The 22,407-nt window shown below is 70.2% G+C and carries 20 protein-coding genes; 8 read left to right on the top strand and 12 right to left on the bottom strand.

Annotation, left to right across the window (positions count from 1 at the left end; all coding sequences use genetic code 11):
• Window positions 1–126: 126 nt before the first annotated feature.
• The gene (locus tag ACZ5Y9_RS02270; RefSeq protein WP_247957355.1) at window positions 127–369 is read right to left on the bottom strand and encodes an SCO4848 family membrane protein; all 243 of its coding nucleotides are present in this window, start codon (window positions 367–369) and stop codon (window positions 127–129) included.
• Window positions 370–468: 99 nt separating this feature from the next.
• Here ACZ5Y9_RS02270 and ACZ5Y9_RS02265 point away from each other — a divergent pair, with 99 nt between their 5' ends.
• The 5 genes from ACZ5Y9_RS02265 to ACZ5Y9_RS02245 all read left to right on the top strand — a co-directional run bounded on the left by ACZ5Y9_RS02265 (window position 469) and on the right by ACZ5Y9_RS02245 (window position 6,732).
• Window positions 469–1,089 carry an RNA polymerase sigma factor gene (locus tag ACZ5Y9_RS02265; RefSeq protein WP_464472144.1) on the top strand — a complete coding sequence of 207 codons (621 nt, stop codon included), beginning with the start codon at window positions 469–471 and terminating at the stop codon, window positions 1,087–1,089.
• Window positions 1,086–1,556 (top strand): hypothetical protein, encoded by a 471-nt coding sequence (locus ACZ5Y9_RS02260; protein WP_464472143.1) that lies wholly within the window; start codon window positions 1,086–1,088, stop codon window positions 1,554–1,556. Before ACZ5Y9_RS02265 ends, ACZ5Y9_RS02260 begins: the two co-directional genes overlap by 4 nt.
• A 181-nt stretch (window positions 1,557–1,737) precedes the next feature.
• Window positions 1,738–3,294, top strand: coding sequence for a S8 family peptidase (locus ACZ5Y9_RS02255; protein WP_247633307.1), 1,557 nt, complete (start codon window positions 1,738–1,740; stop codon window positions 3,292–3,294).
• Window positions 3,295–3,398: 104 nt separating this feature from the next.
• A complete protein-coding gene (locus ACZ5Y9_RS02250; RefSeq protein ID WP_464472142.1) occupies window positions 3,399–5,867 on the top strand; it encodes a CHAT domain-containing protein in 2,469 nt (822 codons plus the stop codon).
• Window positions 5,868–6,138: 271 nt separating this feature from the next.
• Window positions 6,139–6,732 carry a short chain dehydrogenase gene (locus tag ACZ5Y9_RS02245; protein ID WP_247623911.1) on the top strand — a complete coding sequence of 198 codons (594 nt, stop codon included), beginning with the start codon at window positions 6,139–6,141 and terminating at the stop codon, window positions 6,730–6,732.
• Window positions 6,733–6,769: 37 nt separating this feature from the next.
• Here ACZ5Y9_RS02245 and ACZ5Y9_RS02240 read toward each other — a convergent pair whose 3' ends face one another.
• Complete coding sequence (locus ACZ5Y9_RS02240) at window positions 6,770–7,069, bottom strand: chorismate mutase (RefSeq protein ID WP_247623912.1); 300 nt, start codon at window positions 7,067–7,069, stop codon at window positions 6,770–6,772.
• Window positions 7,070–7,133: 64 nt separating this feature from the next.
• On the opposite strand from ACZ5Y9_RS02240, the gene ACZ5Y9_RS02235 reads away from it, so the two are divergent.
• Window positions 7,134–8,378, top strand: a complete 1,245-nt coding sequence (locus tag ACZ5Y9_RS02235) for an AI-2E family transporter (protein WP_464472141.1) — start codon at window positions 7,134–7,136, stop codon at window positions 8,376–8,378.
• A 286-nt stretch (window positions 8,379–8,664) separates the two neighbouring features.
• On the opposite strand, the gene ACZ5Y9_RS02230 is transcribed toward ACZ5Y9_RS02235, so the two are convergent.
• From ACZ5Y9_RS02230 to ACZ5Y9_RS02195, 8 genes are all read right to left on the bottom strand, one after another.
• On the bottom strand, window positions 8,665–9,585 hold the full coding sequence (locus ACZ5Y9_RS02230) for an ABC transporter substrate-binding protein (RefSeq protein WP_247623914.1): 921 nt from the start codon (window positions 9,583–9,585) through the stop codon (window positions 8,665–8,667).
• A 72-nt stretch (window positions 9,586–9,657) separates the two neighbouring features.
• A complete protein-coding gene (locus ACZ5Y9_RS02225; protein WP_404596881.1) occupies window positions 9,658–10,431 on the bottom strand; it encodes an ABC transporter permease in 774 nt (257 codons plus the stop codon).
• Window positions 10,428–11,108 (bottom strand): ABC transporter permease, encoded by a 681-nt coding sequence (locus ACZ5Y9_RS02220; RefSeq protein ID WP_247623916.1) that lies wholly within the window; start codon window positions 11,106–11,108, stop codon window positions 10,428–10,430. The genes ACZ5Y9_RS02225 and ACZ5Y9_RS02220 overlap by 4 nt, the downstream gene beginning before the upstream one ends.
• Window positions 11,105–11,992: an ABC transporter ATP-binding protein gene (locus ACZ5Y9_RS02215; RefSeq protein WP_247633313.1), complete on the bottom strand. Its 888-nt coding sequence runs from the start codon at window positions 11,990–11,992 to the stop codon at window positions 11,105–11,107. The genes ACZ5Y9_RS02220 and ACZ5Y9_RS02215 overlap by 4 nt, the downstream gene beginning before the upstream one ends.
• Before the next feature lie 93 nt (window positions 11,993–12,085).
• The gene (locus ACZ5Y9_RS02210; protein ID WP_336641318.1) at window positions 12,086–12,388 is read right to left on the bottom strand and encodes a DUF427 domain-containing protein; all 303 of its coding nucleotides are present in this window, start codon (window positions 12,386–12,388) and stop codon (window positions 12,086–12,088) included.
• Between the two features lie 190 nt (window positions 12,389–12,578).
• The gene (locus ACZ5Y9_RS02205) at window positions 12,579–14,012 is read right to left on the bottom strand and encodes a dihydrolipoyl dehydrogenase family protein (protein WP_247623919.1); all 1,434 of its coding nucleotides are present in this window, start codon (window positions 14,010–14,012) and stop codon (window positions 12,579–12,581) included.
• Window positions 14,013–14,337: 325 nt separating this feature from the next.
• Window positions 14,338–15,441, bottom strand: coding sequence for a lactonase family protein (locus tag ACZ5Y9_RS02200; protein ID WP_464472140.1), 1,104 nt, complete (start codon window positions 15,439–15,441; stop codon window positions 14,338–14,340).
• A gap of 4 nt (window positions 15,442–15,445) precedes the next feature.
• Window positions 15,446–16,732, bottom strand: a complete 1,287-nt coding sequence (locus ACZ5Y9_RS02195) for an adenylosuccinate synthase (protein ID WP_247623921.1) — start codon at window positions 16,730–16,732, stop codon at window positions 15,446–15,448.
• Window positions 16,733–16,907: 175 nt separating this feature from the next.
• Here ACZ5Y9_RS02195 and ACZ5Y9_RS02190 point away from each other — a divergent pair, with 175 nt between their 5' ends.
• Both ACZ5Y9_RS02190 and ACZ5Y9_RS02185 read left to right on the top strand, forming a co-directional pair.
• Window positions 16,908–17,837 carry a DMT family transporter gene (locus ACZ5Y9_RS02190; protein ID WP_464472139.1) on the top strand — a complete coding sequence of 310 codons (930 nt, stop codon included), beginning with the start codon at window positions 16,908–16,910 and terminating at the stop codon, window positions 17,835–17,837.
• Window positions 17,838–18,046: 209 nt separating this feature from the next.
• Window positions 18,047–18,736, top strand: coding sequence for a Pr6Pr family membrane protein (locus ACZ5Y9_RS02185; protein ID WP_464472138.1), 690 nt, complete (start codon window positions 18,047–18,049; stop codon window positions 18,734–18,736).
• Window positions 18,737–18,771: 35 nt separating this feature from the next.
• Here the strand turns inward: ACZ5Y9_RS02185 and ACZ5Y9_RS02180 are convergent, their stop codons facing one another.
• Both ACZ5Y9_RS02180 and ACZ5Y9_RS02175 read right to left on the bottom strand, forming a co-directional pair.
• Window positions 18,772–20,199, bottom strand: a complete 1,428-nt coding sequence (locus ACZ5Y9_RS02180; RefSeq protein WP_464472137.1) for a mechanosensitive ion channel domain-containing protein — start codon at window positions 20,197–20,199, stop codon at window positions 18,772–18,774.
• Window position 20,200: 1 nt separating this feature from the next.
• Window positions 20,201–22,354 carry an adenylate/guanylate cyclase domain-containing protein gene (locus ACZ5Y9_RS02175; protein ID WP_247623925.1) on the bottom strand — a complete coding sequence of 718 codons (2,154 nt, stop codon included), beginning with the start codon at window positions 22,352–22,354 and terminating at the stop codon, window positions 20,201–20,203.
• Between the last annotated feature and the right edge of the window lie 53 nt (window positions 22,355–22,407).

The following is a 22,407-nucleotide window of genomic DNA, read 5'->3' as shown; positions in this document are numbered from 1 at the left end:
CATCCGCCTGCGCCTCGAAACCCACCGGAACCGTCGAGACCCACCCCTATCGACGTCGCGGACGATGGGTCTCGGCGCGATCGATGGGTCTCGACGAACGGATGCCCGAATTCCTCGGCGCCCGAGTTACAGCGCGCCCGTGAGCGCGGCGATGCCGGCGAGCAGTGAGAGCAGGGCGAGGGTCAGCGCGATCGAGATCAGCACGATGTGCACGATCAGGAACTTCGTGGCCTTGCCGTTCGCGTCCTTGGCACGCGGGTCCTTCGCGACCCGGCGGAGGAACTGCGGCCACGCGATCGCGTTGAAGGCGGCGTTGAGGAACAGGATGACGGCGAGAAGGGTCACCCGTCCACCGTATCGGCCCGGCATGACGGCATCCGCTCCCCGAATTCCTGGACTCCGACCAATCACGTCATGTATCAGAAACCTCTTGCCGTGCTCCTGGTAGGTGTGCTCACAATGTCTTTCATGATCGACGGTGCTCCCGGCACCGCGCTCGATCCTGCGTCGGACGACGGTCCCCCTCGCTGGCAGCATGCGGCGAACCTGTTCGACGCATGGCGCGAGGGCGACGGTCGCGCGATGGACGGGCTCGTCCGCTTGATGACGCCCGTGCTGTGGCATGTCGTCCGGGCGTATGGACTCGAGCGCACACTCGCCGAAGACGTGGTGCAGACCACATGGATGCGTTTGGTGCGCGGTCACGCCGCGATCTCCGACGCGCAGGCGGTGTCGGCCTGGCTCACGACGACCGCCCGCCGCGAGGCCTGGCGCGTGGGCAAGGCCCACGGACGCGTCGACACGACGAATGCCGACGACCTCGACGCCCTTCTGCCGGTGCAGGACTCGGCCGAGGAGCGGGCGGCGATCGCGGATGAGCGGCGGCAACTCTGGAACGCCGTGCGTCGACTGGCCGAACGGTGCCAGCGTCTGCTGCGGGTGGTCGCGTTCGAGGACCGCCCGGACTACGCCCGCCTCGCCCAGGATCTCGCGATGCCGGTGGGGAGCATCGGCCCGACCCGGCAGCGGTGCCTGGCGAAACTGCGCTCGCTTCTCGACACCGCCCCGCGGGCGGAGGGGATCGCATGAGCGCCCACGACGACGCCCTGTTCGCCGAGCTGCGGGCGATGTGGCGCGATGCCGACCCGGTGCCCGACACCCTCGTCGATCGGATGATCGCGGCCGTCGCCGCGGACGGACTGAACCAGGAGTACGCGCTGCTCACGCTCATCGAGGACCGGCTCGGCGCGGTGCGCGGAGACACGGATGCCCTGACGTTGCAGTTCAGCGACGGCACGACGAGCATCCTGCTGCACGCCACGGCGAGCGCGGGCGGCCTGCGCCGCGTCGACGGGTGGGTCGACACGGCGGCCGCCGAGATCGTGCTCGCGCAGGGCGAGGAGGGCTCGGCGGGCGAGACGATCCGCACGACCGCACCCGCCGAGACCGGACGGTTCGTGTTCGACGAGGTCCCCGCGGGCATGACCACGGTGCGCCTGACCACAACGGTCGGCGGCGAGGCGCGCACTCTCGCGACGCCGCGTTTCGAACTCTGACCACCGTGACGCCGTGACGCCGTGACGCTTTGACCGCTGTATCGCCGTAATCGCTGTACCGCTGTAGATCGCTGTACCGCTGTAGATCGCTGTAACCGCTGTGAGCTGTGGCGGTGCCCGCCGACCCGACGGGCACCGGGAATGGAACGCGGGGAAGGACCCGCGCAGGAAGGGATGACGCATGGAGCAGCCGAGAGGGTGGAGTTGGCAGGACCGGGCGGAGGGATCGATCAGGCGCGGCACGGCGCTGGATCCGAGTGTGGAGCCGGTCGACGGCATCCGCGCGTTCCCCACCGCGTACCTGCCCACGCGCCTGCTGATCACGCAGGACCTCGAGAACGGGGAGGAGTACGACCGCGAGCTGCGCACGCTGCGCGACGCGGCCGACTCCTTCGGATGGACGCTCGAGATCGAGGCATCCGATCGTGAGAATGCCGGCGAGCTGCTGCCCGGCGTCCCCGGCTTCCTCCGCGCGCGCCTGACCACCCCCGAAGAGCCGACCGGCGGCGAATCCCCGGTCGCTCCGGATGCCTGGCGCGTGCTGCAGCGCGCCCGCCGCATGTCGCGCTCGACCATGCCGCGCACGAGCCTCGAGCACGTGCTGTCGATCGATCCGGTCGGCCTCAATCCGTTCAGCCGCACGAACCCGTTCAGCCGCACCAACCCGTTCAGCCGCACGAATCCCGTGCGCGGGGCCGGCGCGGGCGGCAGCGACGACTACCTCGAGCCGGGTCGCGGCGCGCGGCAGCCGGTGAGCTGGCTGGGCCCTGCGCCCCGGCGCGGACCCGACCCGACGACGGGCCGGCGCCCCGTGGTGGCGGTGCTCGACACCGGCTGCGGAGTGCACGACTGGCTGCCCGATGACATCGTCACCCGGCACGTCGAGCTCGACGGGGTCCCGATCGGCCTGACCGACGACGCGGATCCCGAGCGCTACCCCGACCTCTACGGGCAGCTCGACGGTGAGATCGACGCGGTCGCGGGGCACGGCACGTTCATCGCGGGCATCGTGCGCCAGACCGCTCCGGATGCCGACATCCTCTCGGTGCGCGTCGCCGGGGCGCTCGGAGTGGTCGACGAGAGCGACCTGCTGACGACGCTCGCGCAGGTGATCGAGCTGCTGCGGAGGTATCGCGAGGACCCGAAGACGGGGCATCCGATCGACGTGCTCAACCTGTCGCTCGGGTACTACCACGAGACCCCGGAGGACGGTCTCTACAGCCGCACCCTCTACGCGCTGCTCGCCAAGGCGCGGGAGCTCGGCTGCGTGGTGGTGTGCTCGGCCGGCAACGATGCGATCGACCGCCCGTCGTTCCCCGCGTCGCTGTGGGCGTGGCCGGGGGCCGACAACGGCATCGCCCGCGACCGCTGGGCGCCGCTCGTCTCGGTCGGGGCGCTCAACCCCTCGGCCCGGTCGGTGGCGCTGTTCTCGAACGTCGGACCGTGGGTGCGGCTGTACGCCCCGGGGGCCGCGGTCGTCAGCACGTCGCCGGCGTTCGTGGGCGGTCAGCAGGCGATGACGCGGGCCGATATCGACGGGCTGCGGCGCGAGACGATCGATCCCGACGACTACCGCGGCGGCTTCGCGGTGTGGAGCGGCACGTCGTTCGCGGCACCGTACGTCGCGGGCCGGATCGCCGCGCTCCTGGGCGAGGTCTCGGTGGCGGATGTCGACGCGGATGCCGTCGACGCCGCCGTGACCTCGGTGGTCGCCGACCTCCCCTCACCCGTCGACTAGGCCTCCCCCTGGGGCATCGGCTGGGGCCCTGAGACTGTCGACGGGTCCCAGCCAGCCGGCGACAGGACTTCCCCCCGGGTGCCGCGACCCGGCATTCTGGGGGGATGCCCCTGTCCGCGAGCGAACTGCACCGGCGCGGGGTCGAAGCGGCCAACGCCCGACGGTTCGCGGCGGCCCGTCGCGCCCTCGACGACGCCGCGGCCCGCACCGATGACGCCGACCTGCGGGCACGGATCGACGGCACCCGGGCGTACGTGCAGGCGCAGACCGGGCATCCGTCCGAGGCCGAGCAGCTGTGCCGCGAGGCGCTCGATCGCGCGGGGCTCAGCGACGCGACCGTCGCACTGCTGAGCGGGCAGCTCGGCACGCTGCTCATGCACGGCGGCACCCTCGCCGAGGCCGAGGTCATGCTCAGCCGCGCGATCGACGCGCTCGGGGCGACCGGCGACGAGAGCACCGAGCTCGCGAACTGCCTCATGAACCGTTCGATGGTGCGGATGCAGCGGCACGAGCTCGCGGCATCGACCGATGACCTGCACCGGGCCGTCGCGGTCTACGAGGCGAACGGCGACGAGGAACCCCTCGCCGAGGCCCGCCACAACCTCGGCTACGCGGCGCTGCTCGGTGGCGACCTCGTGACCGCGCTGTCGCTCATGACCGCCTCACGCCCGGTGTTCGCGGCGACCAGCGACCTCGCGACGGCGATCAGCGACCTCGACCGCGCCGAGGTGCTGCGCGATGCCGGGCTGACGACCGAGGCCGAGACCCTGCTCGCCCGGGTGGCCGGACAGTTCGGGGCGCAGCGGATGCCGCAGGCCCGGGGCGAGGCGGAGTTCCACCTGTCGCGTTCCCTGATGCGGCACGACCCGGTGGCGGCCGAGCGCATGGCACGCACCGCGGCCCGCCGCTTCGCCGCCCTCGGCAGCGCGGGCTGGGCGGCGCGCGCCGACGCCGTGCGCCTCGAGTCGCGGCTGCGCACACGGCCCTCGAGCCGCAGTGCGCGCATCGACGACGACATCGAGCGCACGGCATCCGCTCTCGCGCACGGCGGCTTCCGCACCGAGGCGACCGCCCTGCGCCTCGACGCGCGCCGCGACGGCAGCGGACGGATGCCGCGCGTCGATGCGAGCGCCCCCACCCCGCTGCGGCTGAGGGCGCACGAGGTGCGCGCCGCCCGGGCGGCGGCGGGCGGTCGCCACACGGCGGCCCTGCGCGCGGCGACCGAGGGACTCGACCTGCTCACCTCGTGGCAGCAGTCGTTCGGCGCGCTCGACCTGCAGGCGTCCGTCGCGATGCACGGCACGGATCTGATGTTCGCGGGCCTTCGGGCGGCGGCGAGGACGCGCGACCCCGCCGTGCTGTTCGAGTGGGCGGAGCGCGCCCGTCACCTCAGCCACCAGGTCGCGCCGGTGCGTCCGCCGGTCGACGACGCACAGGCATCCGATCTCGCCGAGCTGCGGATGCTGCGCGCCGACCTCGCCGGTGCCGACTGGACGACCGACGCCCGCGTGCGCGTGCTGCGCGACCGGGTGCGCGAGCGGCAGTGGGCGGCGACCGGCGCCGGGGAGACCCGCGGGCGCCTCGATCTCCCCGGCGCCCGCGCGCACCTCGACCCCGGCACGGCACTGCTCGCGTACCTCTACACGGGCGATGAGCTGCTGTGCGTGGCGACGACGGCATCCGGAGCAACGGTCGTCGACCTGTCGTGGCCGCGCGTGCGCGCCGCGATGGACGGGCTCCGTGCCGACCTCGACGTCGCCGCCCTCACCCGGGGCGGCCCCCTGTCCGCGCTGATCGAGCGCTCGCTGGCCGTGCGCCTGCAGACCCTCGACAACGAGCTCCTCACCCCCGTGCGCGCCGCGGTGAACCCGGCGGATGCGCAGCGCATCGTCATCACCCTGCCCGGCGTACTGGCCGGTGTGCCGTGGGCGATGCTGCCCGGCATGCACGGCGTGCCCTTCACGGTCGCGACCTCGGCGTCGCGCTGGGCCGAGGTGCGCACCCGCCGCGCGACGGGTCGTCGCCCGGAACGCATCGGCTTCGCCACCGGTCCGCGCGTGCCCCGCGCCGGGGAAGAGGTGCAACGCGCACGCGCGGCCTGGGCGACGACGGATGCCGCGACCCCCACGCTCCTCGGAGGCGAGGCGACGGTGTCGGCCGTGACCGAGCTGGCCGGGGCGTCCGATCTGCTGCACATCGCCGCGCACGGGCGGCACTCCGCCGACAACCCCCTGTTCTCGGGCTTCGAGCTCGCCGACGGCACGCTGTTCGGTTACGACGTCGACCTGATCCCGACGGCCCCCGAGACGGTCATCCTCTCGGCGTGCGAGCTGGGCCGTTCGGCGGTGCGCTGGGGCGAGGAGGCGCTCGGCATGACGCGGGTGTGGCTGCACGCCGGCACCCGCTGCGTGATCGCCGCCCCCGTCACCGTGCCCGACGACGTCGCGTGCGAGTTGCTCGCCACGGTGCACGGACACCTCGCCGACGGCATGGACCCCGCGCCCGCCCTCGCCGTCGCCGCGCAGGAGACCGGGCATCGGGCGCCGTTCCAGTGCCACGGCGCCGGGTTCTGAGGTTTTTCGAGTTTTTCTCGACGCGATGTATCACGAGGGGCGCGAGGCGCTCCTGTTCTTCGGAAGGTGTCGAACGCGGGAGGCTCCGAGCACCGGAGTCGGGAGGACGCGGTCGAGGGGGGTTCATCCGTGCACTGGGGAGTGCGGGAGGGCGACGACCGGCACCGACTGCTCAGAGATCACCGCGGCTCGGCTCCGTGATGACCTCGGAAGGGTCCGGCGGACGGGGAACGCCGGGCCCTTCGTCCGTCTGCGGTGAAAGACTGGGGTCATGAAGATCGTCGTCATCGGAGCATCCGGAAGCATCGGCCGCGTCGTCTCGGGCACGCTCGAATCCCGCGGGCACGAGGTGATCCGCGCGTCGCGCACCGGCGAGGTGCGCGTCGATCTGGCGGATGCCGCGTCGATCGCCGCCCTGTTCGTCGAGGTGAACGACATCGACGCCGTGGTCGTGGCGGCGGGCTCCGTGCCGTTCAAGCACCTCACCGAACTCGACCGCGACGACTACACGGCGGCGTTCCTCGGCAAGACGCTTCCGCAGATCGAGGTCGTGCGTCAGGCGATCACGCACCTGCGCGACGGCGGATCGGTCACGCTCACCAGCGGCGTGCTGTCGCGCGACCCGATCGCCACCGGCGCGGCGGCCGCGATGGCCAACGGTGCGCTCGAGTCGTTCGTGATCACGGCGGCCGCCGAGGCGCCCCGCGGCATCCGCATCAACGCGGTCTCGCCCGACGTGCTCGAGAACTCCCCCGGCTATCACCGGCTGTTCGCCGGTCACCGCCCGGTCGGCGACGACGAGATCGGTCGCGCCTACACCCTCGCGGTGGAGGGCCTCGAGACGGGTCGGACGATCACGGTCTGACCGACGGGTTGGCGGGCGGTCTGGCCGGCTGGCTCGGTCAGCGTGACTCGGCTGCCGCGGTGTGGTGACGGATGACCTCGGCCACCACGAAGTTGAACCACTTCTCGGCGAACTCGGGGTCGAGGTGCGCCTCCTCGGCGAGCGCGCGCAGGCGGGCGACCTGCTGCTCCTCGCGACCGGGGTCGGAGGCGGGCATGTCGTACTCGGCCTTGAGATGACCGACCTGCTGAGTCGCCCGGAAGCGCTCGGCGAGCATGAAGATCAGCGCGGCGTCGATGTTGTCGATGCTGGCGCGCAGGCGCAGCAGTTCGGCCTTCGGATCCTGTGGCGCGGTCATGCCTCCACTCTAGAGCGCGAGCGAACGCCGGTGATCGGATGCCGGGCACCGCTATCGTGAGCACATGAGCAACGAGAAGCCGCCGGCATCCGGGCACTCCGACGACGCCGCGTCGGCGGACGAGCACTCGCCGGCCGCGGACTCTGCGACCGCTCCGTCTGCGGCGTCGGCCGCGGCACCGGCGAACGCGTCGGGCGCGCCGGCTGCGTCGCACCCGCAGCGGGCCGTCGTGATCGAGCCGATGACGCCGAGCCGCTCGTTCTGGACCCGCATCGATCGCCCCTTCGTCTTCGGCTTCCTGGTGACGCTCGGCGGTCTCGGCGCCCTCGTTCTCGGGCTCGCGGTCACGAGCCTGTCGACCGTGCTCATCTACATCGCCCTCGCCCTCTTCGCCGCCCTCGGGCTCGATCCGTCGGTGCGCTTCCTCGAGCGCCGCGGGCTCTCCCGCGCGATCTCGGTCGTGATCGTGATCCTGTCGCTGATCGTCGTCGTGGCGCTGATCCTCTGGATGGTGCTGCCGATCGTGATCGAGCAGATCGCGAGCTTCGTGCGATCGGTCCCCGGGATGATCGCCGACTTCCAGCGCAGCGATCTCTACGCCACGCTCGACGACCAGTTCGGCGACCAGTTCCAGGGCCTCGTGGCCGACGTGCAGAAGTTCCTCACCGACCCCGGCAACATCGCCAGCATCGGCGGCGGCGCACTGCAGGTCGGAGCATCCATCGCCTCGGGGATCTCGGGTGTGATCGTGGTGCTCGTGCTCACCCTGTACTTCGTGGCGACTCTGCCGGGAATGAAGCAGAGCATGCTGCGCCTGATCCCCGCCCGTGACCGCGACCGCGCCGGCGACATCACCGACCAGATCACCGATTCGGTGGGTGGGTACGTGATGGGCATGGTCGTGCTCGCGTTCTTCAATGCGATCCTCGCGCTGCTGCTCTACACGTTCCTGGGGCTCCCGTTCCCGCCGCTCATGGCGACGGTCGCGTTCTGCATCACGCTGATCCCGCTGGTCGGATCGGTGATGTTCTGGATCATCGGTACGGGCCTCGCGCTCTTCACCGACCCGCTCGGTGCGCTGATCTTCGCGGCGATCTACCTCGTCTACATGCAGATCGAGGCGTACGTCATCACTCCGCGCGTCATGAACAAGGCGATCGCGATCCCCGGCTCGCTCGTGGTGATCGGCGCCCTCGCGGGGGGCACGCTGCTCGGTCTGCTCGGGGCTCTCGTCGCGGTGCCGGTGGCGGCATCCATCCTCATCATCATCAAGCAGGTCTGGGTGCCGAGGCAGGACGCCCGGGTGTAGCAGGGGCGGATCCTCCGTCGGATCCCGTCTCTCGCACGCCCCTCGCGCATCCCCTCTCGGAGTCGCGCCGAAACCCACCACGCGCGCCGAAACCCACCACGAGCCACGTCGGTGACGATGGGTCTCGACGGGGGTGATGGTTTCGACGGGTCCCCGGATGCCGGGGATGGATGCCGGGACGGATGCCGGGACGGATGCCGGGACGGATGCCGGGACGGATGCCGGGCACACGCAGAAGTGCCCGGACCCATCGGGCCCGGGCACTTCCGGTGATGCGGTCAGGAGGTCAGATCAGACCCTGGTCCTCGAGCCACTTCTTGGCGATGTCCTTCGACGACTGCTGGTCGACCGTGCTGAGCACGTTCAGCGACACGAGCTCCTCGGCGGTGAGCTTGGCGCTGACCTCGTTGAGCACGTCGGAGACCTCGTCGGCGATGTCGCTCGACACGATCGGCACGACGTTCGACGAGATGATCAGGTTCTCGGGGTCTTCGAGGGCCACGATGTCTTCGGTCTCGAAGGCCGGGTCGGCGGTGTAGATGTCGGCGACCTGGATCTCGCCGGCGAGCAGCGACTCGAGCGTGCTCGGGCCGGTGGCCGAGAACTGCAGGTCCACGCCGTAGACATCCTTGGCCGCAGACGGGCTGTACGGGCGCTGCTCGAACTCGGGAGCCGCACCGATGGTGACGGGCGACGGAGCCTTCGACAGGTCGGCGATCGAGGTGATGCCGTACTCGTCGGCGAAGCTCTTGAGCACCGTGTAGGTGTCCTGGTCGGATGCCTCGGCGAAGTCGAGAGCCGTCAGGCTGTCGGGCAGGGCGTCCTGCAGGGCGGCGTAGACATCGTCGGGGCTGGTGACGTCGACCCCGTCCTTCGACAGGTACTCGAGCAGGCTGCCCGTGTACTCGGGGAAGACGTTGATCGCGCCGGACTCGACCTCGGGCATGTACGCGTCGCGCTGACCGATGTTGAGCTGCGTCTCGACGTCGAAACCGGCGTTCGAGAGGGCCTGGGCGTAGATCTCGGCGATGATCTCGTTCGAGTAGTACGCCTGCGAGCCGACGACGATCGTGTCGCCGCTGCCGGAACCGGCGCTGTCGGACGGCTCGTCGAGCGGGTTGCTTCCGCCGCAGGCCGACAGGGTGAGCGCGGCCGCGGCGACAAGGCCGACGGCGAGGACGGAGCGCTTGCCTCGTGCTGTGAACATGGATTTCCTCTTCTCTGGAAACTGCTGGGACTTCGAGTGCTGTGGATTCAGGTGGATGACGCCGGGCGGTGCTCAGGCGGTGGCGGGTGCGGGTTCGGAGCTGGTGGCGGATGCCGTGGCCGAGCCGGTGCGGGAAGCCGCGGTCCGGCTCGATCGCTTGCCGTCGGCGCGGGGCCCACCGCCACGGAGCCCGGCGGGAACGGCGGCGCGCTGCGCGGTGGCGAGAAGCAGATCGACGATCAGGGCGAGCACCGCGACGATGATCGCGCCCGCGAGCACCTGGTCGAACCGGCGCAGCGGGATGCCCTGGATGATCGGCCAGCCGAGACCGCCGAGGTTCACATAGGCGGCGATCGTGACGGTCGCGATGACCTGCAGGAGCGCCGAGCGGATGCCGCCGACCAGCAGCGGCAGGCCGAGGGGCACCTCGACCTTCCAGAACACCTGCCAGCCGGTCATGCCCATCGCCTTGGCGGCGTCGAGCGTGCGCCGATCGATCGCTTCGAGGCCGGTGTAGGCACCGGCGAGCAGCGAGGGGATCGCGAGGAGCACGAAGGTGATGATCGCGGCCTCGGGGATGCGGAGCACTCCGAGCAGGAGCACGAGCAGCACCATGAGTCCGAACGAGGGGATGGCGCGGGCGGCACCCGAGACGGCGACCGCCACCTCGCGTCCGCGGCCCGTGTGCCCGATCAGCCACCCGATCGGGATCGCGATCGCCGCGGCGATCAGTACCGAGATCGCGGTGAGGGCGAGGTGCTCGCCGAGCAGCTTGGGCAGCGCATAGGTGCCGGTCCACTGGGCGGGGGCGAAGATCCAGGCGAAGGCTTCGACGAAGAGGTTCATGCGGGAGCCCCCACGGCGATCGCGCGGCTCGCGGTGGCCTTCGAGGCCGCCCGCGTCCACGGCATGAGCGCGCGGCCGATCAGCAGCAGGATCAGGTCGATCACGAGGGCGATGACGACGACCGCGATCACCCCGGCGAAGACCTCGGCGATGATGCGCCGTTCGAGGCCGTTCGTGAAGAGGTAGCCGAGGTTCGTGACGCCGATCAGGATGCCGACGGTGGCGAGCGAGATCGTGCTGACCGCGGTCACCCGGAGTCCGGCGAGGATCACGGGGCCGGCGAGCGGGAACTCGACCGCCCAGAAACGGCGGAAGGGCGCGAACCCGGTGGCCGTCGCCGCCTGGCGCACATCGTCGTCGACCGAGTCGAGGCCGTCGGACACGGCGCGCACGAGGATCGCGATCGCGTAGATCGTCAGGGCGATCACGAGGTTCGTCTCGCTGATCGCCGAGTAGCCGAGCGTGGCGGGCAGCAGGATCAGCAGCGCGAGCGAGGGGATCGTGTACAGCAGACCCGTCAGAACGATGATCGGGCCGCGTACGAGTCGGTAACGCCAGGCCACCCAGCCGAGGGGCAGCGAGAGGACGAACCCGAGCACGATCGGCACGATGCTCTGCCGCAGGTGCACCGCGGTGAGCTCGAGGATCAGCCCGAAGTTGTTGACGACCCAGTTCACGGCTGACCACCCTGCACGGCGCCGAGGGCAGCGGCATCCGGCCCCGCCAGCGGACCGTCGACGTGCTCGGTCTCGGCGACGAGCGCCCCCTGGGTGCGCCCCTCGGAGTCGACGACCACGGTGCCCTGCGGCGTCTGCTTGAGGTGCAGCGCGCGGCGCCCGCGGTCCGCGCCGATGAACGAGGCGACGAAGTCGTCGGCCGGGTTCTCGATGATCTCGCTCGGCGAGCCCACCTGCACGACCCGCGCGCCCTTGTCGAGGATGACGACCTGGTCGCCGAGCAGGAACGCCTCGTCGATGTCGTGCGTGACGAACACGACCGTCTTGTCGAGCTCGTGCTGCAGCCGCAGGGTCTCCTGCTGCAGATCGGCGCGCACGATCGGGTCGACGGCGCCGAACGGTTCGTCCATGAGCAGGATGTTCGGGTCGGCGGCGAGACCGCGGGCCACACCCACGCGCTGCTGCTGACCGCCCGAGAGCTGGCTGGGGTAACGCTCGGCGAGCTTCTGGTCGAGACCGACCGTGTCGAGCAGCTCACGGGAGCGCGCATAAGCGTCGGACTTCTTCACGCCGTTCAGACGCAGCACGGTCGAGACATTGTCGATCACCGTGAAGTGCGGCATCAGCCCCGAGTTCTGCATGACGTAGCCGATGCGACGGCGCAGCTGCACCGGGTCGCCGCCGAGCACGCTCTCGCCGTCGATCTCGACGTCGCCCGAGGTCGGCTCGACCATGCGGTTGATCATGCGCAGCAGCGTCGTCTTGCCGCAGCCCGACGAGCCCACGAACACCGTCGTCTTGCGCGACGGCAGCACCAGGCTGAAGTCGTTCACGGCCACGGTGCCGTCGGGGAACTGCTTGGTGACGTTGCGGAATTCGATCATGGGTGGTCTCCCGTCGGGGGATCGATGCAGGGCGCGACGATGGCGGGCATGTGTGCGGCGGGTTCTACGACGACGAGCGGATGCCGTCGCCGGTCAGGCCGAGACCTCGACGCTCGGGTCGAACGCGACGTAGCCCGAGAAGTCGCCGCCGACGCGCTCGAAAGCGGTCGGGTACGGCGTCGGGTACGACCACGCGAGGTCTTTGTGCAGCTCCCCGTCGACCTCGACGGAGAAGTACTGCGCCGCACCCTTCCAGGGGCACGTGTACGGCGTCGGGCTCTCGACGAGCGCGCCCGGCGTGATCGACGCCGGCGGGAAGTACCAGTTGCCCTCGATGCGGAAGAGGTCGGCTTCGTCGGCCTCGGCGATCACGGTTCCTGCGAGTACAGCCTTCATGGTTCTGCCTCCTGGGATGTGGGTTAGAGCGTATAAGAGGTCGCCGACATTGCGGCGGGGGTTGTGCGCACGGCCGTCAATGTGAGAAATAAAGCGCACAGCGAAGCATCCGCCGTCACTCCCTGTTCGGAGCGTCGGCCGATTCGGATCGGATGCCGCAGCGCCTCCGTCGACGCCCCGGCCCGGCGGCTCACGCCGAGGCCCGCCCGTAGCCCTCGAGCAGGCGCAGCCAGACCTCGCTCACCGTCGGATACGAGGGCACGGCGTGCCACAGGCGCTTGATCGGCACCTCGCCGACGACCGCGATCGTCGCGGCCTGCACCAGTTCGGCGACCTCCGGGCCGACGAACGTCGCACCGAGCACGACGTCGCGCGCGGTGTCGACGACGAGCCGGGCCTGCCCCTCGAACCCGTCCTCGTAAAGGCTCGCCCCGGCCACCCAGCCCAGGTCGTAGTCGACGACCTTCACCTCGTGGCCCGCATCGCGTGCGGCCTTCTCGGTGAGCCCGACCGACCCCACCTCGGGGATCGAGAAGGTCACCTGCGGAACCGCGGCGTGGTCTGCGGTGGCGGCGTGGCGACCCCACTCGTCGGCATCCACCGGCTCATCCTTCGCCCGGGCGGCGATCACATCGCCCGCCGCGCGCGCCTGGTACTTGCCCTGGTGCGTGAGCAGCACCCGGCCGTTGACGTCGCCGACCGCGTACAGCCAGTCCGAACCGGGCACCCGCAGGGTGTCGTCGACCTCGATCCACGTGCCGGGCTCGAGGCCCGCCGTCTCGAGGCCGATGTCGCCGCTGCGCGGCGAACGCCCCGTCGCCACGAGCACCTCGCTCGCGGTGACCTCGCTGTCGTCGTCGAGGGTGATCGTGACGCCGGCGTCATCGCGCCACACGGCCGACGTGCCCGTGTTCAGCCGCACGTCGACGCCGAGCTCGCGCAGCCCCGCCGCGACGCGCTCGCCCGCGAACGGCTCCATGCCGCCCAGCAGGTCGCTGCGTGCGATGAGGGTGACCGTCGATCCGAGCGCGGCGTAGGCCGTCGCCATCTCGACCGCGACCACACCGCCGCCGATCACGGCCAGCGAGTCCGGAAGCTCCTCGGCGCTCGTGGCCTCGCGGCTCGTCCACGGAGAAGCCTCGCGCAAACCGGGGATCGGCGGCACGACGGCATCCGAACCCGTGCTGATCGCGACCGCGTGGCGGGCATGCAGCACGCGCGTGCCGCCGTCGGCATCGGTCACCGTGACCTCGCGCTCGCCCGTCAGGCGCCCGTGCCCGCGGGCCAGATCGATGTGCGCCGACTCGAGCCACTTCACCTGGCCGTCGTCCGACCAGTTGCTCGTGAAGGAGTCGCGGCGCGCGAAGACCGCACGCACGTCGAGAGCACCGGTCACCGCCTCTTTCGCGCCGGCGACGTGCTGGGCCGCGCGCAGCGCCTGGGCCGAGCGCAACAGCGCCTTCGACGGCATGCACGCCCAGTACGAGCACTCCCCGCCGACCAGCTCGCTCTCGACGATGATCGCCGTGAGACCTCCCTGCACCGCGCGGTCCGCGACGTTCTCGCCGACCGGTCCTCCGCCCAGCACGATCAGGTCGTACTCGTTCGTCTTGTCTGCAGTCATCGCTTCGCACCTCTCCGCGCAACAGTCTCGCTGAACAGCAACGTCGTGTCACGGGGTGGTTGTTCCCCGACGCGCCGGGTACGGTATGCGCCGCGCGGGGTTCACAACTCCTGAGAAACCGGGCCGCGCCGGCGCTGGGGGTACGAAACCCGCCAGATCGGGACCGATTCTCCGGAGTTGTGCACCGCTTCTCCGGCCGAGGGCGTACCCAACTCAGGAAGGACCGAAACAGAACCGCCCGAAACAAGCCGAATCCGGCGAAATCCGAGCGTTCTTCCTGAGTTGGGCACACACGCCGAGCCGGACCGAAGCCCCGGCGACCGGGTCAGCGCACCGGCAGGATGTGCGTCGGCGTCGCGGCGGGGGCCTGGTGGCGGATGCCGAGGGGCGCGCCCGTGCGCTCGTCGAGGTCGATCAGGCTGATCGAGTCGGACCGCTGCCCGGCGACCACGAGCTTGCCCTCGAACACCAGGTGATGTCGCGGCCAGTCGACGCCGGAGTCGGCGAGCGCGATGGATTCGAGGCGCTCACCTCCGCCGAGCACGCGCAGCGCCGCGATCGTGTTGCTGCCGCGCAGAGCCGTGTACAGGAAGGCGCCGTCGCGGGTGCGGGCGAGCTCGGCGGGGAAGTCGACGCCGACCTCGGCGATGGGACTCGACAGGGTCGACGACACGACGGCCCACGACCCGCTCGGGGTCTCGGCGAGGGTGAACACCTCGCACGAGTACTCCGTGACGATGTGCAGATGCCCGCTCGGGTGCACCACCATGTGACGCGGACCGACGCCGAGCGGCAGGATCACCTCGTGGTCGAGGCGCAGCCCGGTGCCCGACAGCCGCCAGAAGCGCACGAGGTCGAAGCCGAGGTCGGTCGTGACGATACGCCCGTCCGGCAGGAACACCGCCGAGTGGGCGTGCGAAGCGCGAGCGGGCAGACCGTAGGGATCGGATGCCGCCGCACCCACGCCCGGCTCCTCGCGCACCGCGTCGGGGTCTTCGTCCTCGCCGAACAGTGCCGCGCGCAGCGCCGCCGCAGCATCCGCCTTCGCCCGCACGATGCGCCCGTCGGTCGCGAGGCCGAATCGCACGACCCGACCGTCGCCGTAGCAGCTGGCGATCAGCGTCGCCCCGTCGCGCGAGACGGCCAAGTGGCACACGGCGTCACCCGCCTGCACCGGGCCGCCGAGCGGGGCGAGCGATCCCTCGCCCGAGCGCACGAAGGCCTGCACCGCGCCCTCGTGCTCGAGCGCCGCATAGACGACGTCGAGCGCCGGATGCTGCGCCAACCACGACGGCGAGGATGCCGTCGCCGCGAGGTCGCGGTAGCCGAGCGTCGTGGCTTCGCGGCCGTCGTCTCCGGCAAGGAATCCGATCCCCTCGGCGGAGCCGTCCATCTCGGGGCCGTAGCCCCCGAGCCAGAAACGGGTCACGGGGTCAGTCGACGAGGTCGTGGCGCACGACCACCTGGTCGCGCTCCGGGCCTACGCCGATGACCGAGATGCGCGTGTTGCTCATCTTCTCGAGCGCGAGCACGTAGTCCTGCGCGTTCTTGGGCAGGTCGTCGAAGGTGCGGGCGACCGAGATGTCTTCGCTCCAGCCGGGGAAGTACTCGAGGATCGGCGTCGCGTGGTGGAAGTCGGTCTGGTTGACCGGCACCTCGTCGAAGCGCTCGCCGTCGACGTCGTAGGCGACGCACACGGGGATCTGCTCGAGTCCGGTGAGGATGTCGAGCTTGGTGAGCACGAGGTCGGTGATGCCGTTGACGCGCGTGGCGTAGCGGGTGATCGGGGCGTCGTACCAGCCGACGCGGCGCGGACGGCCGGTGGTGGTGCCGAACTCGAAGCCGCGCGAGCGCAGCCATTCGCCCTGCTCGTCGAAGAGCTCGGTCGGGAACGGACCCGATCCGACGCGGGTCGTGTACGCCTTGACGATGCCGACGATGCGGTCGAGCGCACCGGGACCGACGCCCGAACCGGTGGCCGCGCCACCCGCGGTCGCCGACGACGACGTCACGAACGGGTAGGTGCCGTGGTCGACGTCGAGCATGGTGGCCTGGCCGCCCTCGAACACGACGACCTCGCCGCGGTCGAGCGCCTCGGCCAGCAGGTAGCCGGTGTCGGCGACCAGCGGGCGCAGCCGCTCGGCATACGAGAGCAGGTCTTCGACGATCTCGTCGACCGTGATGGCGCGGCGGTTGAAGATCTTCACCAACAGGTGGTTCTTCTGGTCGAGCGCACCCTCGACCTTCTGGCGCAGGATGTTCTCGTCGAACAGATCTTGCACGCGGATGCCGACGCGGTTGATCTTGTCGGCGTAGGCCGGTCCGATGCCGCGTCCGGTGGTACCGATCATGCGCTTGCCGAGGAAGCGCTCGGTGACCTTGTCGAGCGTGCGGTGGTACTGGGTGATGATGTGCGCGTTGGCGCTCACCTTCAGGCGCGACACGTCGATGCCGCGGGCGCCGAGCGCCTCGAGCTCGTGGAAGAGCACCTCGAGGTCGACGACGACGCCGTTGCCGATGACCGGCGTCACGCCGGGGGAGAGGATGCCGGAGGGCAGCAGGTGCAGGGCGTACTTCTCGTTGCCCACCACGACGGTGTGCCCGGCGTTGTTGCCGCCGTTGAACTTCACGACCCAGTCGGTGCGGTCACCGAGCAGATCGGTGGCCTTGCCCTTTCCTTCGTCGCCCCACTGCACGCCGACGATAACGATTCCTGGCATGGGTGTCCCCCTTGCTTTCGCCGGGTTTGCACCGGCTGATGAGCTGGCCCTTGTCGGGCTCCCCCATCCTATCGAAGGGGCCGACATCGCCTTCGGCGAGGTCCTGGCGGGATATGGACGGATGCTGTCGCTCCCGCGCATCGCGGATGTCGGAGGCCCCTGACACCATCGGAGGATGTCGAAGACCGCTCCCCTCACCGGCGACCTGCCGGGCACGAAGCCCCGGCAGGGACCGCTCGTGCTGATCGCCGCCCTCGTGACGGTCGTGCTCTGGGCGTCGGCGTTCATCGGCATCCGCGGGGCGGGTCCGCACTTCGACCCGGGTGCGCTCGCGCTGCTGCGCATGGCGGTCGGCAGTCTCGTTCTCGCGATCATCGCGGTGCGCCACGGCATCCGTCTGCCCGCTCGCCGGCACTGGTGGCTGGTCGCGGTGTGGGGCGTCGGGTGGTTCTGCGTCTACAACCTGGCGCTCAACGCCGCCGAGCGCACGCTCGACGCGGGCACGGCGGCGATGGTGGTGAACCTCGCACCGCTGATGGTCGTGGTGTTCAGCGGACTCTTCCTGCGCGAGGGGTTCCCGAAGCCGCTGATCATCGGGGCGCCGATCGCGTTCCTCGGCGTCGTGCTGATCGGCATGAACTCGCAGGCGGCCGAGGGTGAGGGCCCCGATCTCACAGGGCTGCTGCTGGCCCTGCTCGCCGCGGTCATGTACGCAGGGTGCACGCTGCTGCAGAAGCATCTGCTGAGCGCCGGGTCCGATGCGACCACGCTCACCTGGCTCGGCGCGATGGCCGGCACCGTCGCGCTGCTGCCGTGGACGGGCAGCCTGATCGGTGCGATGCAGAGCGCTCCCCTCGGCTCGACCCTCTGGGTCGTCTACCTCGGCATCTTCCCCACGGCGATCGCCTTCACGACCTGGGCCTACGTGCTGCAGCGCAGCACCGCGGGGCAGACCTCCGCCACGACCTACGTCGTGCCCGCGGTCGCGATCCTGATGTCGTGGGCGATCTTCGGCGAAGTGCCGACCCCGCTGATGTTCCTCGGCGGCGCGCTCTGCCTGCTGGGTGTGCTCGTGACGCGGTTGCGGTGGGGGCGGCGGGGCTGACTCAGGCGTGTCGATATACCGATCGCCATAGCGAATCCGGCCGAATCCGCCCGAATCCGCCCGAATTCGGCGCCCCACTTAGCGATATTCCGACAAGCCCGCGTCCAGAGTGGGAAACCGCCCGGAGATGCCGGAGTTCGTCTATTTCACGGCTACGGTGTCCGACGGTTCGACCGCCAGAGTGTCGAGCACGGAACGTCGGAGGAACGATGAAAACTGTGTGGCCCTTCGTGCGGATCGTCGCCGCCCTACTCGCGCTCGCGGCACTCGCGCGGCAGCTCACACGCGAGATCGCGACCGCCCAGGCGGCGACGACCGAATGGGGACGCGACATCCCCACCGCGGTCTCGAACTTCTTCAGTTTCTTCACCACGCTCTCCGGTCTCATCGCGGCCATCGTCCTGCTGATCGCCGCGGGGTGGATGCTGCGCACCCGCCGCAGCGACGACACGGAACCCCGCTGGCTCGCCGTGCTGCTCGCCTACGCGAGCACCTACATGATCACGACCGGCATCGTCTACAACCTGCTGCTCCGCGACATCCCCTCGCACAGCGCGACCGAGGCGTGGACGAGCGAGACGCTGCACGTCGTGCTCCCGATCGTGATGCTGCTCGACGTTCTCTTCGCACCCCGCCGCCGCGCACTCGGTTGGGGCACCGCGCTCCCCGCCGTGGTCTTCCCGCTCGCGTGGGGCGGCTACACACTGGTTCGCGGGCCGTTCATCACCGACCCGTTCACCGCCACGCCCTACTGGTACCCGTACCCGTTCCTCAACCCGAACACCTCGAGCTGGGCCTCGGTGGGCCTGTACGTCGCCGCCATCGCGGCCGCGATCGTCGTCATCTCGCTCATCGTCGTCGGGATCGGGCGCCTCCGCGGCGCGCGAAAGCGTCACTGAGTCGCGCCGTTCGCCTTACCGCGACCTGTTCCGCCTCACCGCGACCCGATCGACCCCCGCGACAGACTCAGCGCGGCCAGCCGATCAGCGGCGAGCGTGCGCTTGAGCTCGAGCGATTCCCCGATCTCCGCCGCCAGACGCGGGCGCGTGCGGATCAGCTCGTCGACCGTCGCGAGCGGCAGCACCACGACCGTGAGGATCTCGCCGGCGACGGTGACCGCCTGCGTGCGTTCGCGGGTGAGGGCTGTCTGCCCGATGATGTCGCCCTTCTCGGCCGCCGCGAACTCCACCCGCCCGCCGTCGACCTCGAGCGACAGGATCGCCCGGCCCGACACCACGACCCGCACCTCGTCGGGCACGACGCCGCTCGGCAGCACGATCTCGCCGACCCCGTAGCGCTCGAGCGACGAGGCCGTGAGCAGTGCCTCGAGGTCGTCGTCGCGCAGGTGCAGTGTCGACGCGATCGACCGCAGGGCCTCGGCGAGACGCCCGGGCTCGGCGATCGGATCGGTGGCGTCGCCGTCGAGCGCGAAGCCGTGGCGGCGCGCGGCGTACCAGAGCCAGGAGAGGTACGTCGACAGGGCGCGCGAAGCATCCGACGGCCCCGCCACCGGGATCGCGACGCCGTATGCCCCGGCGCCGGAGTAGCTGACGGATGCCCGTTCCCGCGCGACCTTCATCGGCAGGGCGTCGGCGACCTCGACGAGCAGCGCCATCACCTCGTGCGGCGGATCGTCGGTCGAGAACTTCACCGAGGTCGACGCGGAGTAGGGCCCGTCGGGCTCGCTGAGGTTGGTGAACGACGCACCGGAGAGGCTGGAGTTCGGCACAATCTGGATGCCGGAGCCGGTGTCGATGTGCACCGCGCGCCAGTTCACCTCGACGACCCGCCCGCGAACACCCGCCGCATCGAGGAAGTCCCCGATCTTGAACGGCTGCTCGAACAGCAGGAGCAAGCCCGAGATCACACCTCCCACCGCGTTCTGCAGCGCGAGGCCGATCACGATCGACCCGACCCCCAGGGCCGTGAAGAGACCGCCCACGTCGGCATCCCATACCCACGAGAACAGCAGGGCGAGGCCCAGCGCGACGAGCACCAGCCGGGCGATCTCGACGAAGATCGTCGGGATGCGCTTGCGCCACGAGTCCTCGGCGGCGTGCGCGAACAGCGCCACGTTGAACGACGACAGCAGCAACAGGATCACCAGGAACCCGAACACGGTGGCGACCACACGGGTCCACACCTGCTCGGCGGGCGACTGGATCGCGAACGCCAACAGGGCGAACAGCGCACCGACCGGGATCACGCCGTTGCGCAGCAGTCGCAGCGGCCCGGCGACTGCATTGTTGCGACGACGGAGCCCGTTGATCAGCTCGGTGAGGACGACCAGCAGCACCGGCACGCCCACGGCGAGCGCGATGACCCACCATCCCCAGCCGTCGCGGAACGCGTCCTCGAACATGTCAGGCCACCTTCCAGACCGTCTCGGTCGTGCCGCGGGCCTCGACGGTGCCCGCTTCGGTGAACGAGAAGATCTCGCGGGTGCGGTCGTAGACCGTCTGGCTCACGTAGACGCCCGGTTCGCCCGTGACCGATCGCACCCGGTAGGCGAGGTTCACGGCATCGCCCCACAGGTCGTAGGCGAGGCTCGTGCGGGCGACGAGCCCGCTCGTGACCGTGCCGGTGTCGACACCGGCGCGCAGGCCGATCGACGACCCGTTCTGCGCGTTGAAGCGCTCGATCACCCCGAGCAGATTCTTCGCGAACTCGACGCTGCGGCGCACGTTGTCGACGCGCGGCACGATCAGTCCCGACGAGGCGAGGTACCCGCCGCGCAGGGTGCGCACCTTCTCGACCCCGGCCTTCTCGGCGGCCTCGTCGAAACCGCGCATGAGGGTGTTGAGGTGGCCGATCTCCTGCTCGGCCGAGAGCCCGCGCGCGTAGTCGTCGAAGCCGACGAGCTCGGCGAACACGACCGACACGTTCTCGTGCGCCTCCGAGATCGTCTCGTCGCCCTGCTTGTACTTCGCGGCGACGCTCTCGGGCATGAGCGTGAGCAGCAGCTTCTCGTTCTCGGCCTGCTGCTCATCGATGAGCTCCTGTTTGATGCGCAGGCTCGACGCCATGTCGTTGAACGCACTGCCCAGGTCGCCGAACTCGTCGCGCGCGCCCTGCGGCACCTGCACGTCGAGATCGCCCTCGGCGACCCGGTGCACCGCGCCGACGAGGCGGTGGATGGGTCGGGTAAAGACCTGGGCGAGCAACAGCGACAGCAGCGAGACGCCGAGCAGGATGCCGAGGAGCGACAGCAGCACGATGCGGGTGAAGTCGGCCACGGGGGCGAACGCCTCCGACGAGTCGATCCGGGCGATGATGACCCAGTCGAGTCCATCGACCTCCAGCGGGGCGTACGCGGTGACGCTGTCGATGCCGAGGTACCCGGGACCCGTCGTGGTGCCGGTCCTGCCCGCCTGCGCCTCCGCCACCGCCCGCGTGTTGATCGGCTGGAGGAGCACCGTTCCCTGCACCTCGACGATGCGCTTCGCAACGCTCGGCGGGGTGCCGCCGTCGATCGCGAGCTGCTCGTAGTTCTCGGGGTCTTCGATGAGGCGCCGCGAGTCGCTGCGCATGAGGTCGTCGAGACCCACGAGGTACACCTCGCCCGTGTCGCCGAGACCCTGCTCCTTCCAGCCCTCCGACCCCGTCGTCAGGTCGTTGATCGTCTCCAACGACACCTGCAGGGCGAGGGCGCCGGTGATGCGGCTGTCGTTGCCGATGGGCGAGACCACCCACATCGTCGGCACGTTCAGCGAGGGGATCCAGCGTTCGAAGTCGGTGAGCACAACGGTGCTGACGGAGTTCGTGGCGATGGCATCCGCGTATGCCTGAGCGAGCATCGTGTCACGGTACGGACCCGTGTTCAGGTTGCTGCCGAGCTCGACGCCCTTGTACGCCGAGAAGACGATGTCGCCGTCGAGGTTGAGCAGGAGCGCGTCCTCGTAGTCGGCCTGCTCTATGAGCCGTCCGAGGTAGTCACCGTAGCGCTCGGTCGCTGCGGAGTAGGACGATCCGTCCTCGGCATCATTGTCGTTGAGCAGGGTGTCGTAATCGGCGTCGAAGTCGAGGTTCTGCGTGGTGAAGCGCGTCTGCAGGAACTGCCCGGCGTTCGACTCGGGGATGAAGGCGCTGTCACCGTACTGCTCGCCGGCACGACCCTCCAGCGCGGGAATGAAGGTGTCGGAGTAGTAGGACTCGAGCTGCGCGCGCTCGTCGGCGGTGACCTCGCGCTGCTCCAGCTCCTCGTACCCCGCGTTCACGGTGGTCGAGAGCGTCTGCGCACTGAGGTTGCGCGACTGCAGCGAGGCATCCTTCTTGACGGCCTCGATCGCGTCGGTGACCTCGGCCGCGCGCATCGAGCGGATGGTGATGAGCTGATCGACCGCCGCGTCGTGCAGCGACTGGCGTCCGTTGATGAAACCCACGGCACCGACGATGACCGACGAGACGAGACTCACCGCCAGGAGCATGATGAGCAGTTTCGACTGGATGCTGAGCCCGGGGCGCAGGCGCCGCAGTCGCCGTTCCGTCTTCTCCCCGACCGTGCCCTGCTCGCTCATCCGCGTCCTCCGTCGTCATCCGTGAGCGCGTCCCCACTCGGAGGTTATCGATA

The organism is Microbacterium sp. T3-8 (assembly GCF_055398145.1).
This window is presented reverse-complemented; position numbering and strand designations above follow the sequence as displayed.